The following is a 15,382-nucleotide window of genomic DNA, read 5'->3' on the forward strand; positions in this document are numbered from 1 at the left end:
GTTTTTTTTAGTTTCTTATTACAATATAAATATGAAGATTAGACTTATACCTGAACGTTGCATCGCTTGTGGGCTCTGCCAAACTTATTCAGAATTATTTGATTACCATGATAATGGTATTGTCCGTTTTTACGATGAATCTGAGCAATTAGAGCGAGAAATTGCTTGCAACGACGACATTTTAGAAGCCGTTAAAAATTGCCCTACTCGTGCTCTGATTATAGATGAATCTTAAAATTTGGTGGAACATCAATCTCTAATTTCCACTCCCTCTAGTTTAGCATATTTTTCTAGAAAATTATAGTCTTTTGCTAGCTATTTTTATACAATTTTACTTTTATTTGTTCCAGGATTTCAATAATAAATAAACTGTTCTTTTAAGACATTTTTCTATCACTTAAGCACTAATCAAATTTTTATTTCAACCACATATAAAGTTATAAAAAAAGAGGAATTACTTCCTCTTTTTTGTTTAATCAAACGATTAGTCTTCAAATCCATTTGGATGTTTGCTTTGCCAACGCCATGCATCTTCACACATTTCTGTAATACCAAGTCCTGCTTCCCATCCGAGCTCTTCCTTAGCTTTTGCTGGGTCTGAATAGCAGGCTGCAATATCACCTGGGCGACGTTCAACGATACGGTATGGAATTGGGCGCCCAACAGCTTTTTCCATATTTTGGATAATTTCAAGAACTGAGTAGCCTTTTCCAGTACCAAGGTTATACACATTGAGTCCAGAGCCTTTTTGAATTTTCTTAAGGGCAGCAACGTGCCCTTTTGCTAAGTCAACGACGTGGATATAGTCACGAACACCTGTTCCATCTTCAGTATCGTAGTCATCTCCGAAGACTTGAACTTGTTCTAACTTACCAACTGCGACTTGTGTTACATACGGTAGAAGGTTATTTGGAATGCCGTTTGGATTTTCTCCTAGGTCACCACTCTCATGCGCCCCAATTGGGTTGAAGTAACGAAGTAAGACAACGTTCCACTCTGAATCTGCTTTATGGATATCTGTCAAGATTTCTTCCAGCATAAGCTTGGTACGGCCATAAGGGTTGGTAGCTGAAAGTGGGAAATCTTCTAGGATTGGAACAGTATGTGGATCTCCATAAACTGTTGCTGAAGAACTGAAGATAATGTTCTTACAGTTGTTTTCTTCCATTGCCTTCAAAAGGCTAACTGTACCGGCAATATTGTTATCATAGTAGGCAAGAGGGATACGAGTTGACTCACCAACTGCCTTCAAACCTGCAAAATGGATGACTCCTGTAGGTTCTTCCTGTTTGAAAATATCGCGAAGTGTATCCGTATCTCGAATATCAGCTTCATAAAAAGGAATCTCAACTCCTGTAATTCTTTCCACTACTTCTAAACTTTTACGGCTACTGTTGACTAAATTATCCACTACGACAACTTGATGTCCAGCTTGGACCAATTCAATGACAGTGTGAGTTCCGATAAAACCTGCACCACCTGTTACCAAAATCTTTTCTTGCATCTTTTTTCCTCTATTCTTAAATTATTTTTTTCATTTTACCATTTTTGATAGGGAAAGTCATTTGCTATCCTAATCCTATCGTAAAAACTAGGTAAAAAGTTTACGATTATTTCTCTTTAATATATCTTTCAGTCGGATAATCCGCTGGATCCAAGACTCCACTTTCCCCTTGAAGCATTTGGGCTAGGTGATAGCCTATAATGGGTCCAGTTGTCAATCCTGACGATCCTAATCCACTCGCAACAAATACTCCTGACAAGTTTGGCACCTGTCCGAAAAACGGCGAAAAATCACTCGTATAAGCACGAATCCCCACACGTTCACCACTTATCATTGCATCTTTTAAGCTAGGATAAAACGAACTTGCTGCTTCAGCCATTCGTTGGAGCAAATTCTCATCAACTGCTAGGTCAAATCCCATGTCATTTTCATGGGTAGCTCCTAGAGATAATTTACCGCCCGGAAATGGTATCAAATCCCACTCACCTTCCGGCATAACTACAGGGTAAGTTCCCATATCTTGTGGCACTTGGTAATCTCGGAGTTGCCCCTTTTGAGGACGAACGTCTACCTCATATCCTAATGGCTCTAAGATGTGGCCAAGCCAAGCTCCTGTAGATAAGATGACTTGGTCAAACATTTGATTGTCTATCTGATAGCCCGATGATAGAGGGGTTAGACTGACCTCTTTATTTATGACCTTCACTTGACTAGCTCCCAGTAAGCGACTCACTAGGAGTTGCCCATCTACTCGAGCTCCACCAGAAGCATAGAGTAAACGTTCAAATCCCTCTAGACCGGGAAATAAGTTACTAGCAGTCGCTTGGTCCAAAATGGCTAATTCTCCAATCAAGGGAGATTCTTCTCTACGTTGCAAGGCTAGTTGATAGAGTTCCTCTAGCTTAGAGTCATCATTTTTAAGAAGAAAGACACCAGAACCTTGGTAAAAATCAACTTTTTGACCCGATTTTTCTAGGTCAGCTAATAAATCTACATAGAAATCAGCTCCTAGGCGCGCCATCTTATACCAAGCCTTATTGCGTCGTTTAGAAAACCAGGGACTAATAATTCCTGCCGCGGCCTTGGTTGCTTGCCCATGTCCAAAATCAAAAACAGTTACTTCGATATCGGCTTCCTTAGAAAGATAGTAGGCAGCTGTGGCCCCTACAATTCCTGCACCTATAATGGCAACTTTTTTCATTGTCTTTACCTTCTAACTAGATATGATGGAATGGTTTGGTGGACGCTTGACTTGCGATAACCTCTAGAGACCAAGCATTCTCTTCCTTCCATTCATTCAGGAACGATGCAATTTTTTCAACAAAGAGAACTTCAATATAGTGGCCTGGATCCAGAGCCAACAAGCCGTCTGACAACATATCTTGGGCAGTGTGGTAATAGATGTCACCAGTAATGTAAACATGAGCTCCTTTTGCTAAAGCATCAGAGTAGAAAGACTGCCCACTACCACCACAAATAGCTACTCTTGAGATTGTTTTTTGCAAATCAGTCTCTTTATAATACACCATACGAAGGCTATCCAGACCAAATACTTCCTTAACATGACTAGCAAATTCGTCAAACGTTTGAGGTTTAATATTGCCAATACGCCCGATGCCACGTTCAGGACCTGTTTCCTGTAGAAAAGTTGTATCCTTAATATCCAATAGTTGGCAGAACCAGTCATTAAGGCCGTTTGCAACAATATCAATATTGGTATGGCTAACGTAGACTGCAATATCATGCTTGATAAGATCAATATAAATCTGATTTTGAGGGCGACTAGCTACCAAGTCCTTTATCGGACGGAAGATAGGCGCGTGCTTAACGATAATCAAATCTACACCCTTTTCAATAGCTTCTGCCACTGTATCTTCACGTATATCAAGGGCAACCATGACTTTCTGGATGTCCTTGTCTAAAGTTCCAATCTGCAGTCCACGATTATCGCCTTCCATAGAAAATTCTTGAGGACAATAGGTTTCATAACGCTTAATCACTTCACTTGCTTTCATGGAGCACCTCCTTGATGGCTTGAATTTTATCTACTAAAACTTGACGTTCTTCATGATTTTTTTCTGGGATTTGACTAAGGGCAAATTCGAGCTTACTTGCTTCTCTTTGCCACTTTTGGACAAATACGGGGCTAAGTTCTTTAGATAGAAAAGAACCAAAACGGGTGTCACTTGCTGACAATTTCATTTCTCCAGCTTCCACAACTAGAATCTCGTAAAATTTTCCAGCTTCCTCTAAAATACTTTCAGCTACAATCTGAAATCCATGCTCTTGTAACCAGCTACGTAACTCATCTTCACGATTATTGGGTTGAAGAATCAATCGCTCAACATTGGCTAGTTTGTCAAAACCCTCTTCTAATATCGTAGCAATCAAACGACCACCCATTCCTGCAATAGTGATAACAGAGATCTGGTCACTTTCTTCGAAAGCAGCCAAACCATTTGCCAAACGAACCTGAATTTTATTAGCTAATCCATGACTTTCAACATTTCTAACTGCAGACTGATAGGGGCCGACTACAACTTCACCAGCGATGGCAGCTTCAATATGACCTTTTTCAACTAATTCAATAGGTAGATAAGCATGGTCGCTACCGACGTCCAGCAAAACAGCTCCTTGGGGAACAAAAGAAGCAACTGTTTCTAATCTCTTTGAAATCATCTTCTCTCACTTTCAAAAACTCTATTTCCCTTTATTATACCATATTTTATCTGGCAATCCTGCACCTAAAAAAGACCGCAATCATGGATTGCAGTCTTTCTTTATCTTTTAACTTGGTAACGACTTGTCAGTATGAACATCACAATAAAGACCAGCATCATGGCCCCATAAACAGGCAACGTTTGTCCAGTCAAGGTTGAAATTTCAAGCAATTTTTGGATTCTTGGGAATAGAGCTGTTCCAAGGAAACCTACAACTGACCAAATAAGCAATAGCACACGCCACAAGCTAAATGGCAAGCAAGCTCTAACTACAGACATGAAACCAATCGATGCCAATAGATAATACAAAAGTGTCGAAATTTCAATGTCGGTCCAGCCTTGACTGGTTCCAAAAATTTTAACAAAGAGAACACTAAAGACTACCATCAAGGCACTTGGTAAAGCTCGAAGCATGGATTTTCTGAGGAAGTTTTGTTCCACAGGTTTGATATTTCGTTCAAAAGTTAATACAAACGGTGGGAATCCTTCCACGAACTGGTCAATCATAGTTATCTGAATCGGAATGAATGGGAAAATCAAAATCCATTCAGTACGTCCCAACAAAGCACTGGCAATACAGATAACTGCTAGCAAGAAGGAATAGATTGTCTTAATCAAGAAAATCGGAGCAATGTGGGCAATATTATTGACCACACGACGACCTTCGAAGAGAATCTCAGGAACATCATTAAAGTCTGAGTTCAAGAGGACCAGATTTGCAATCTGACGAGTTGCTGGGTCTCCTTCAGCCATAACAATGGAACAGTCTGCCTCACGAAGAGCAAGGATATCATTGACACCATCCCCTGTCATTGCTGTAGTATGTCCTGCTTTTTTCAGAGTTTGGATGATCAGTTTCTTTTGATGAGGCGAGACACGTCCGAAAATGGCTGTTTCCTCAGCCATGGCTATCAATTCTTCATCATTAATTTTCGAACAATCTACATAGCTCTGATAGTCTGCAAAACCTGCTTTTTGGGCAATACTTGAAACAGTGACTGGATTATCACCAGAGATAATTTTCAATCCCACTTCCTGAGAACGAAGATAGTCTAGCGTATCAGCAGCACCTTCTCGAATCGGATCTAGAATCTCAAGTAAAGCCAAAGCCTGAATATCAGATGGCTTTTGTGGCTTGTGATGGTTAAGTTTTTCTTGACTGAGCGCTAACACCAAGACACGAGATCCTCGTTCAAGAGCTTCTCTAGCTTCAGGAACTTCAGCATCCAACAACATCTCCGGTGCGCCTAGGAAAACAGTTCCTAGACCTTCCAACTCCATTGCTCCCCATTTTCGATCACTTGAAAATGGAAGGCTAGAAATCATCGGATAAGCTACCTCTCCCGCAAAACGCTTTCGAATAGCTTGAGCTGTTGGATTTTTATCCTCACTGTGTGCCATATAACTAGTTAGTATTTTGGCAATGGCATCTTTGTCGTAAGCTTGCGTAAGAGGAAGGACCGTCTCAACCTGCATCTTCCCTTGGGTGATGGTCCCTGTCTTATCCAAGCAGAGCATATCCACACGCGCCAAGGTCTCAACAGAATACATCTCCTGCACCAAAACCTTTTTAAGTCCTAATTTTATCACTGCGGTCAAAAGCGAAGTTATAGTAAGTAACGCGATACCTTTAGGCAACATTCCTAAAAGAGCTGTAGATGAATTGACTACAGAAGACTTGAGTGGCAGACCTTTTAAGACCAAGGCTTCAAGCAAGAGAGCAATACCAAAAGGAATGATAATTTTCCCAGTAAAGCCGGCTAACTGGTCTAGCGATTTCATGATACGAGAGTTAATTGGCTTCACTGTCTTAGCTTCAAGCATGAGTTTAGCAGCATAGTTATCCGCCCCAACATGATGTACCTGAGCGAGGACAGAACCACTTGCAAGAAAGCTACCCGACAACATTAAGTCTTCTACTTCTTTTTGCACCAAGTCGCTCTCGCCCGTTAACATAGCTTCATTGACTTCTGCAAAACCTTCTAATACAATGGCATCACTTGGAATCTGATCTCCTGCTGACAAGCGAATCACATCGTCTAAAACAAGTTCTTCGGGGTCCAAAGCTATCTCTTGTCCATCACGAATAGTGAAAATCTTTTCTTTATTCAAGAGATTGAGCTTATCAACCATATGTTTGGCACGTAGCTCGGTTACAATCCCAGAAAATGCATTAAAACAGATAACCGCAAAGAAAACTAGGTTGCTCCAAGCTTGAACAAAGGCGAGCGCTAAGGCAATGGCAAAGTTTAAAGCATTGAATAAAGTAAAGACATTTCTCTTCACAATCTGCCATGTACTAGTACTAGCTGAAGCTTGGAAATCATTGACCTGTCCCTGTTTCTGACGATCTTTGACTTCTGATTGGCTTAATCCCATAATTTTATTTTTATCCATAAATTCTATCATATCATTTTTTTTTAAATATTTCTAATTTCATATAAAAAGCTATTCCGCCTAAACAAAAAACATTTGCCTGTCCTAGTATGATAAGGTATAATAAAAGAAAGAGAACTGAAGGAGACATCATGTTTTATACTTATCTGCGTGGGCTGGTTATGTTGATTCTATGGTCAATCAATGGAAATGCTCACTTTCACAATACTGAAAAAATTCCAAGTTTAGATGAAAACTATATCCTTGTTGCGCCACACCGTACCTGGTGGGATCCAGTCTATATGGCTTTTGCAACAAAACCAAAGCAATTTGTCTTTATGGCAAAAAAAGAACTCTTTTCAAATCGCATCTTTGGTTGGTGGATTCGCATGTGTGGTGCTTTCCCTATCGACCGTGATAACCCAGGTTCTTCTGCTATCAAATATCCAATTAATGTTCTTAAAAAGAGCAAGCGCTCACTGATTATGTTCCCGAGTGGTAGTCGTCATTCCAATGATGTTAAGGGTGGTGTAGCCCTCATCGCTAAGATGGCTAAGGTTCGAATTATGCCAGTTACCTATACTGGTCCTATGACTCTAAAAGGACTTGTCAGCCGTGAACGTATTGATATGAACTTCGGAAATCCGATTGATATCTCAGATATTAAAAAGATGAATGATGAGGGAATTGAGATGGTTGCAGACCGCATCCAATCTGAATTTCAACGCCTGGATGAGGAAACAAAACAGTGGCACAACAATAAAAAACCAAATCCACTGTGGTGGCTGATCCGTATCCCTGCCTTGATTCTAGCAATTATAATCGGAATTTTGACAATCCTCTTTACCTTTGTTGCAAGTTTTGTTTGGAACCCAGATAAAAAGAGAGAGCAATTACAATAGTCTAATTTTCACAGGCCCAAGTTTATTACTTGGGCTTTTCCAATGAGTTAGCATACTAATTAGCATATTGACAAAAGCTTAAATCTATAGTATACTTTCAAAGTAAGCTGATTTAGCTCAGTAGGCAGAGCGCATCCATGGTAAGGATGAGGTCGCCGGTTCGATCCCGGCAATTAGCATCAATTCAGCAGTTCCTATCTGGGGAGCTGTTTTTTTCTTGACAAAGCATTGGCTCTATAGTAAAATAAAGTCTGCGATGAGTCGATATGTAGCGAGAGCTACAATTGCGCAAAGGAGGTCATAACGCAGGAGCGGACCTTGAGAAATTGTGTGAACCAGTTTCTCACATGGAGATGCCTCTCACACTCTCTGGTTTTTCCAGAGAGTTTTTTTTCTTTTCTTAAACGAATAGGGTTCTGGACCTTATGAAACAAAAAAAGACCTATCATACAAGCTGTAAAGCCTGATATGATAGGTTTTTAATGTTAGATTAACGTACTGTACGGATACGCATTGTGTTTGTACGAACAGCTTCTCCAAGTGGCACACCTGCAACGATAACGATATCGTCACCAGATTCTACAAGACCTGCTTCAACTGCTTTACGTTCAGCGATTTCGAACATATCATCAGTTGATGATGGAGCTTCAGTCAACATTGGGATAACACCCCAGTTCAACATCAATCCACGTTCAGTCAATTCGTCAAATGTCAATGCCAAGATATCAGCATTTGGACGGTATTTAGAAATCAAACGTGCTGTGTGACCAGTCTTAGTAAGAGTTACAACCAATTTGATGTCCATTGAGTTAGTAGCATCTTTAACCGCTGAAGCCATAACTTCTGTCTTAGAGTTACGTTCAAATGTATCTGAGTTCAAACGTCCGTATTCGTTAAGAAGAGTTTGAGCGTTCTTGTCAATTGTAGCCATTGTTGTTACTGACTCAAGTGGGTATTTACCGTTTGCAGACTCACCTGAAAGCATAGTAGCGTCAGTTCCGTCGATAACAGCGTTAAATACGTCTGATACTTCTGAACGAGTCGCACGTGGTTTTTCAGTCATTGTTTCAAGCATGTTTGTTGCAGTGATAACAACTTTACCAGCAGCGTTCACTTTAGTGATGATCATTTTTTGGTAAACTGGAACCATTTCGAATGGTACTTCGATACCCATGTCACCACGAGCGATCATGATACCGTCAGCAGCTTCAATGATTTCGTCCAAGTTATCGATACCTTGTTGGTTTTCGATCTTAGCGAACAATTGAACGTGACCGTTACCAGTTTCTTCACAGATTGCACGAACTTCGTTGACGTCTTTAGCAGTACGTACGAATGAGATCGCGATGAAGTTGATACCTTGTTCCAAACCGAAGCGGATATCAGCGTTATCACGTTCAGCAAGAGCAGGGAAAGGAATTTTCGTGTTAGGGATGTTCACACCTTTTTGTTTAGCGATCACACCGTCATTTTCAACTTCACAAACGAATTCACGAGTTGCGTCATCTTTTTCTACAACACGAAGACCCAATTTACCATCGTCAACCAATACTTGGCGACCAACTTCAACGTCATCATAGATGTCAAGCGCACCTGCAACGTTCAAAGCAATCACTTCACGAGTTGATTTGATTCCTTGTTTAGTAGCAACACGGATCTTTTCACCAGTCTTGTATGAATACTCTTTAGCATCACCTTCGAACAATTCAGTACGGATTTCTGGACCTTTAGTGTCAAGAAGGAAACCAACTTTTTTACCTGCAAGTTTTTCTGCAAGTTTAACAGTTGCCATACGGTCACCTTGTTCTTGGTGGTCACCGTGTGAGAAGTTGAAACGGAAAGTGTTAGCTCCAGCTTCGATCAATTGAGCAATGTTTTTAGCTGATGCTTCAACGTCAAGTTTTTCACCCCAGTATCCGTCATCACCGAATTTTTTACCACCACGGATTTCTACCGCGGGACCTAAGGTTGCAACGATTTTTACACGTTTGTTCATGATTTTGTGACTCCTTTATATAATTCGACCTTTTATGGTCATTTTACCAGATTAGTTAAAGTTGATTATGACAAGCTCTTGTTCAAGTCAGAGAGTTCAAGGTCAGCTTTATGAGGGTTATTGACAACGATCTTACCATCAGCTGTCAAACTAAACAAAGCTCCCTCTTCTGCAGTTCCAAGAATTGGATTTTCAACCATTTTCTCGTTACGAATACCGACAGCGACACCACCGATTCCTTGTTTAAGGAGTTTAACAGCGTGTGCACCCATACGTGACGCCAATACACGGTCACGAGCTGTTGGTGAACCACCACGTTGGATGTGACCAAGTTCAGTTACACGAAGGTCGCTTGTATCTCCAGCTTCTTTTAGTTTTTCACCAAATTCAGCTGCTGACATGACACCTTCTGCTAAAACGATAATATTGTGCTTTTTACCGTGTTCATATCCAGCTTTGATGCTTGCTACGATATCTTCAAATTTGAAGCCTTCTTCAGGGATGATGATTTCGTCAGCACCTGTTGCAATACCTGCCCAAAGAGCGATATCACCTGCGTTACGTCCCATTACTTCAACAACGAAAGTACGACGGTGACTTGATGATGTATCACGAATCTTATCGATTGCATCCATTGCAGTTGTTACTGCAGTGTCAAATCCGATTGTGAAGTCAGTACCTACGATATCGTTATCGATTGTTCCAGGAAGTCCAATAGCAGGGAATCCATGTTCAGTCAGGCGCATAGCTCCATGATAAGAACCGTCACCACCGATAACCACGACACCTTCGATACCGTGTTTTTTCAATTGCTCAATCCCTTTAAGTTGACCTTCGAGTTTTGCAAACTCAGGGTAACGAGCTGAGTGAAGGAAAGTACCACCACGTGAAATGATGTCTCCTACTGAAGCAGCATCAAGTGGATAAATTTCACCAGCAACCATACCAGCGTATCCATCATAGATACCAAAAACTTCCATTCCTTCTGAGATTGCTTGACGAACAACTGCACGAATGGCAGCATTCATACCAGGGGCGTCTCCACCACTAGTCAAAACAGCAATACGTTTCATTTGGTTTTGCTCCTTTTTCTTTAACATTCTAACTGATTATACCATATTTAAAGTTAAAATTCTTTTATTTTCATTGATTTTTAACGATAAATCGTTTTCATGACAATCTGTTTTAAAGATTCTTGTAAGCCAGCGTCTTTTGCAACTAAATAACCAGGCAAAAGAATATTCTTTTGTTCATTTTCATAACGAATGACAACAGGAATTTGTCCCTTGTACTGATCTAAAATATGATAAATTTCAGAATCGTGGTCATGATTGGGAACTTGAATCCAAAAACGCTCACTCACTGCCTCTTTTAAATTATTTAAAACTAATTGAAGACGTCCGTCCCTAGCCTGAACTTTTCCATTTAGGTAATAAAAACTTCCTTCGTGCAAAAGGTTTTTAAATTGGCGGTACTGTTCAGAAAAAACAGTGACTTCAAGACTTGTTTTACTATCAGTAACTTTCAAAAAGGCCATGTTTTCACCTTTTTTAGTTCGAATCACTCGGATAGACTGAATTTCAACGAGCACTGTAGCTGTCTGTCCCTCGGAAAGCTCAGATAAACTCACAATTGGATACAAAGGATTCTTCGCTAAAACCAGCAATGGGTGTTGACTAATTCCAACACCTAACCAATCCTGCTCTTTTTGGAATTTTTCAATATTTGAAAAGTCCTCTGTATCTGTCCAACTATAGCTAGAATCCGCAAAGAGGCTACCTAATTCTTCTACAAAGATAAATAGAGTTGGTAGATTGGTTAATATTTTTTGACGATTTTTATCGAATCCATCAAAAAGACCTACTTCCACTAAAGGGGTTAAGAGGCTAATCTTTTTATAATTTTTGGGTAATCGTGTGATAAAATCTTCAACACTGCTAAATGGACGATGCTCGATAATCCAGTAGGCAAAATCACGAGGCATTCCCTTGATACTCTTAAGTCCTAGATGAATTGTCTTATCAGCTAACTTATCTTGATATGGAACCGTATTGATAGAAAGCGGAGCTAGTTCAAAGCCCATTTCAAGCGCATCTAGAATATAATCCCCGCTGGCATAATTAAGCATGACCTGATAGAAGATTGCTGGAAAATGTGTTTTAAAGTAGGCAAGCTGAAAAGCTAAGGCAGCATATGCATAAGCGTGCGAACGGTTAAAACCATAACCGGCAAATTTTTCCATTACAGCAAAAACTTCTTGAGCCTGTTTTTGTCCATGCCCTTTTTCGAGGGCGCCTTGGATAAAACTCTCCTCCATCCGATGCATCTCGGCCGCATTTTTTTTCCCCATAGCACGACGTAACATATCGGCTTTTCCAAGACTGAAACCTGCATAGCGTTGAGCTACTTGCATCACTTGCTCTTGATAAAGCATGATGCCATAGGTTGGAGCTAAAATATCTTCTAGCACAGGGTCCAGAACCGTCACCTTTTCTTTACCATGTTTTCGAGCCACAAAGTTGTCGATATAGTCACTCGCACCTGGTCTGTTAAGGGAAGTCGTTGCTACTACTTCTTCAAAATTTTGTGGTTTCACGCGCTTCAATAAGCGAATAGCCCCAGGTTGTTCAAACTGAAAGATTCCCTTTGTCTTACCAGCTGCAAAGAGGGCTAAGGTTGCCTTATCTTCAAGATCAATATCCTCAATTCTTAGTGAAATACCTTGAGTTTCATATAAGAGCTCCTGCATTTTTTGAGCGAAGGTTAAGTTTCGTAGACCCAAGAAATCCATCTTGAGCAGGCCATTTCCTTCAACTCCATGGGCATCATACTGGGTAATGAGCATATCCTCTCCATACTTGAGAGGGATATAATCTGTTAGATTTTTGTCACTGATAACGACACCAGCTGCATGGATAGAAGTCTGTCGTGGATAACCTTCAATCTTTTTGGCAATTTCAAAGGCCTTTTGGTACTCCATCTTACTCTGAATGAGTTGTCTAAAACCAAGATTTCCTTCATAGGCTGTCGTTAGAGTATCTTTAGATCCAATTTTTTTTGTAATAGCTGTCAACTCATACTCAGGGACACCATAACGCTTGAAGATATCTCGGATGGCTTGCTTAGCTCCAAAGGTCGAGTAAGTGACAATCTGCGCAGCATGGATACTACCATAGCGGTCACGAACATAACGAATAAACTCAGGGCGATAGATATCTGGAATATCAATATCAATATCTGGCATGGTGTAACGTTCACGATTCAAGAAACGCTCAAAGATAAGATTTTTAGCTACAGGATCAATCCCTGTAATATCTAAGGCATAGGCCACTAGACTTCCAACCGCAGAACCACGTCCCATCCCCATATAATAGCCTTGAGACCGACCAAAACGTAAAAGGTCCCAGACAACCAAGAAATAGTCATCGAATCCCATATCATGAATCACAGACAGTTCTTCTTCTAAACGTACCTGATAAACCTGATTCCATAATCCTTTCTGTTCCAAGCCCTTGATAGCTCTTTCCCGAAGTTCTTCAACAGCAGGTCTCTCTGGATTGAAACGTGGAAGCTTGAGACTACTATCAATCTCGTAGGAAGTATCCTTGACCAATCTTGCAAGATTATCCAGTGCGATTGGAAACTTCTCTAGAAAAAACTGTTCAAGACGTTCAGCAGGCAAAAACAAGCCCTGTTGAGATTGAACATCAACCTCTCTCAAGGTCACGTTCTCTTTAATCGCTTTAAGCATCTGTAGAGCTTCTAAATCCTCAGACTCGAAAGAGTTAACACGATAAAGAGGGAGAATGGGGTGAGAAAAATTCGATTGAGGTGTATCTGGATACACTCCGATATAGTAGTCATGCCCTAAGTCCACGGAATCAATTTCAGGATAGTAAGGAACAATGACACAAATATCTTCAAGGTAGGAAGAGAAATCAGTCCATTCTTTTTTACCTGTCATCTTTAAAGACGACAGCTTCATCAGGTTTTGATAACCTCGGTTTGACAGGGCTAAAAAGCGTAGATTGATCCATTTATCTTTATGATGAACAGTCATCTCAAGACCTAATAAAGGCTGTATCCCCTGTTTTTGGCATTCTTTGATGAAATAATAGGCTCCATAGAGATTGTCTTCATCCATGATGCCAAGTGATGAATAGCCATATTTTTTCCCAAGGCTAACATATCTCTTGATTGAAACCATACTCTCCATGAAACTATAGACAGTTTTCGTATCCAGTTGGGCAATCATTCTTTCTCACCTCCCTTTTTCTTTTTCTATTATACCATTTTAAAAAATAGAAGCACAATTTCTTTCTAATCATGAAACTAAAAAACCACAGCCTTAAAGGCTATGGTTTTATGAGATGAAATAAATTCGAAGAAGAGTTGCGCCTAGCTTTTTTAACTTAGTTACTTGTATCTTTCGTTAAAAATATCCCGATTAGAACTAGGACTAGTGAGAGATAAGGAAAAACCCTAAACATCCGCCAATCCGGGTCGAATGCTAAAAGTCCGGAAAGCAGATAAAATCCTGCACTCGCATACAAGAACTTTCTATTTACTTTCTTGATTCCTATCCTAGTTAAAAAAGTTGCTATAGCGTATGCAATTAAATTAGGACCTAGAAAAATCAAGAATACAATTCCCCATGGAGCAGTAAATAAAGCAAGAGTTATAAATAGAAGAATATAGGCAAGTGCCAAATAAAATGAGAAAGACAGAAGAGCCGAAGGTTTCTTGACTGCTTTTGGACCATTCTCCGTATTTTTAACTAAATTATCCTCTACAATTAGTTTATCTTCTTCTTTGTTTAGCTCTACATTTGGATTTTGGTCTGACATTTTTTTCTCCAACTAATTTGTTAAGTTATTTTTATTATATCCCAATTTGTCACATTAAGCTAGATAGAAAAAGCCATCTATGTTAGTCTCAGATAAACGCACACATTTGTCTGAAAGAAACTAACATAAATGACCTACACTCCTCCCTATCAAGTTTTTCTGAGTCAGGTGAAATGGTCTAACTCAATTTGAAAAATGAGGAGTTTTTATTATTTTTCACGAATCACTTCTACCTTGTATCCATCTGGATCTTTGACAAAGTAATAGTTTGGTTGTGTTCCTGGAAGTCCATTTGGATTTGTCACTTCGTAACCCTTGTCGCTATGTTCTTTATGAAGAGCCTCAAGGTCAGGTGTGCTTAGAGCGATGTGCGCAAAACCGTCACCTACAACATAAGGTCCATGATCGTAGTTGTAAGTCAACTCCAATTCATAATCATCGCCATCAAGACCTAGATAAACAATCGTAAAAGCGTGTTCTGGGAAGTCCAGACGACGCAATTCCTTAAATCCAAAAGCATCTTGATAAAAAGCAATTGATTTTTCAAGATTTTCTACTCGCAAGCAAGTGTGTAACATTTTTGAAGCCATTTTTTCTCCTTTGTTTAAAAAAGACTGGGACAAATTTGCACCAGTCTTGTGAATAATTATTTACCAAGTTTTGCTTTAGCTGCATCTGCAAGAGCTGTGAAAGCTGCTGCATCGTTAACAGCCAAGTCAGCAAGCATTTTACGGTTAACTTCGATCTCAGCCAATTTCAAACCATGCATCAATTGTGAGTATGAAAGTCCGTTCATACGAGCTGCCGCATTGATACGTGTGATCCACAATTTGCGGAAGTCACGTTTCTTTTGACGACGGTCACGGTATGCATAGTAGTAAGAGTTCATTACTTGTTCTTTTGCAGTACGGAACAAGATGTGTTTAGCTCCATAGTAACCTTTTGCTAATTTTAAAATACGTTTACGACGTTTGCGTGATACAACGCCACCTTTAACACGTGCCATTTATATTTCCTCCAATATTTCCTAGAATTGT

The 15,382-nt window shown here is 39.9% G+C and carries 13 protein-coding genes and 1 tRNA gene; 3 read left to right on the plus strand and 11 right to left on the minus strand.

Annotated features, from left to right (window positions below):
- Positions 1–31 precede the first annotated feature (31 nt).
- The gene (locus tag HMPREF9423_RS12025) at positions 32–235 is read left to right on the plus strand and encodes a ferredoxin (RefSeq protein WP_006148835.1); all 204 of its coding nucleotides are present in this window, start codon (positions 32–34) and stop codon (positions 233–235) included.
- Between the two features lie 249 nt (positions 236–484).
- Here the strand turns inward: HMPREF9423_RS12025 and galE are convergent, their stop codons facing one another.
- The 5 genes from galE to HMPREF9423_RS08025 form a co-directional block, all read right to left on the minus strand.
- Positions 485–1,504 carry a UDP-glucose 4-epimerase GalE gene (gene galE / locus HMPREF9423_RS08005; RefSeq protein WP_006148836.1) on the minus strand — a complete coding sequence of 340 codons (1,020 nt, stop codon included), beginning with the start codon at positions 1,502–1,504 and terminating at the stop codon, positions 485–487.
- A 106-nt stretch (positions 1,505–1,610) separates the two neighbouring features.
- Positions 1,611–2,705: an NAD(P)/FAD-dependent oxidoreductase gene (locus HMPREF9423_RS08010; protein WP_006148837.1), complete on the minus strand. Its 1,095-nt coding sequence runs from the start codon at positions 2,703–2,705 to the stop codon at positions 1,611–1,613.
- Between the two features lie 16 nt (positions 2,706–2,721).
- Positions 2,722–3,519 carry a Nif3-like dinuclear metal center hexameric protein gene (locus HMPREF9423_RS08015; protein WP_006148839.1) on the minus strand — a complete coding sequence of 266 codons (798 nt, stop codon included), beginning with the start codon at positions 3,517–3,519 and terminating at the stop codon, positions 2,722–2,724.
- On the minus strand, positions 3,506–4,183 hold the full coding sequence (locus HMPREF9423_RS08020; protein ID WP_006148840.1) for a tRNA (adenine(22)-N(1))-methyltransferase: 678 nt from the start codon (positions 4,181–4,183) through the stop codon (positions 3,506–3,508). Before HMPREF9423_RS08020 ends, HMPREF9423_RS08015 begins: the two co-directional genes overlap by 14 nt.
- A gap of 101 nt (positions 4,184–4,284) precedes the next feature.
- Positions 4,285–6,621, minus strand: coding sequence for a cation-translocating P-type ATPase (locus tag HMPREF9423_RS08025; protein WP_006155609.1), 2,337 nt, complete (start codon positions 6,619–6,621; stop codon positions 4,285–4,287).
- Positions 6,622–6,752: 131 nt separating this feature from the next.
- On the opposite strand from HMPREF9423_RS08025, the gene HMPREF9423_RS08030 reads away from it, so the two are divergent.
- Positions 6,753–7,502 carry a lysophospholipid acyltransferase family protein gene (locus HMPREF9423_RS08030; protein WP_006155618.1) on the plus strand — a complete coding sequence of 250 codons (750 nt, stop codon included), beginning with the start codon at positions 6,753–6,755 and terminating at the stop codon, positions 7,500–7,502.
- A gap of 106 nt (positions 7,503–7,608) precedes the next feature.
- Positions 7,609–7,681 (plus strand) — tRNA-Thr (locus HMPREF9423_RS08035).
- Positions 7,682–7,992: 311 nt separating this feature from the next.
- Here HMPREF9423_RS08035 and pyk read toward each other — a convergent pair.
- From pyk to rplT, 6 genes are all read right to left on the minus strand, one after another.
- Positions 7,993–9,498 carry a pyruvate kinase gene (pyk, locus tag HMPREF9423_RS08040; RefSeq protein ID WP_006148845.1) on the minus strand — a complete coding sequence of 502 codons (1,506 nt, stop codon included), beginning with the start codon at positions 9,496–9,498 and terminating at the stop codon, positions 7,993–7,995.
- A 65-nt stretch (positions 9,499–9,563) separates the two neighbouring features.
- The gene (pfkA, locus tag HMPREF9423_RS08045; RefSeq protein WP_006155619.1) at positions 9,564–10,571 is read right to left on the minus strand and encodes a 6-phosphofructokinase; all 1,008 of its coding nucleotides are present in this window, start codon (positions 10,569–10,571) and stop codon (positions 9,564–9,566) included.
- An 80-nt stretch (positions 10,572–10,651) separates the two neighbouring features.
- On the minus strand, positions 10,652–13,753 hold the full coding sequence (locus tag HMPREF9423_RS08050) for a DNA polymerase III subunit alpha (RefSeq protein WP_006148848.1): 3,102 nt from the start codon (positions 13,751–13,753) through the stop codon (positions 10,652–10,654).
- Positions 13,754–13,910: 157 nt separating this feature from the next.
- Positions 13,911–14,345: a hypothetical protein gene (locus tag HMPREF9423_RS08055; RefSeq protein WP_006148849.1), complete on the minus strand. Its 435-nt coding sequence runs from the start codon at positions 14,343–14,345 to the stop codon at positions 13,911–13,913.
- Between the two features lie 209 nt (positions 14,346–14,554).
- Positions 14,555–14,935, minus strand: a complete 381-nt coding sequence (gene gloA, locus HMPREF9423_RS08060) for a lactoylglutathione lyase (RefSeq protein ID WP_004253875.1) — start codon at positions 14,933–14,935, stop codon at positions 14,555–14,557.
- Positions 14,936–14,991: 56 nt separating this feature from the next.
- Entirely contained in the window at positions 14,992–15,351 is a 360-nt protein-coding gene (gene rplT / locus HMPREF9423_RS08065; RefSeq protein WP_000124834.1) for a 50S ribosomal protein L20, read from the minus strand.
- Between the last annotated feature and the right edge of the window lie 31 nt (positions 15,352–15,382).

This window comes from Streptococcus infantis ATCC 700779 (genome assembly GCF_000187465.1).
GTDB classification, from domain to species: domain Bacteria; phylum Bacillota; class Bacilli; order Lactobacillales; family Streptococcaceae; genus Streptococcus; species Streptococcus infantis.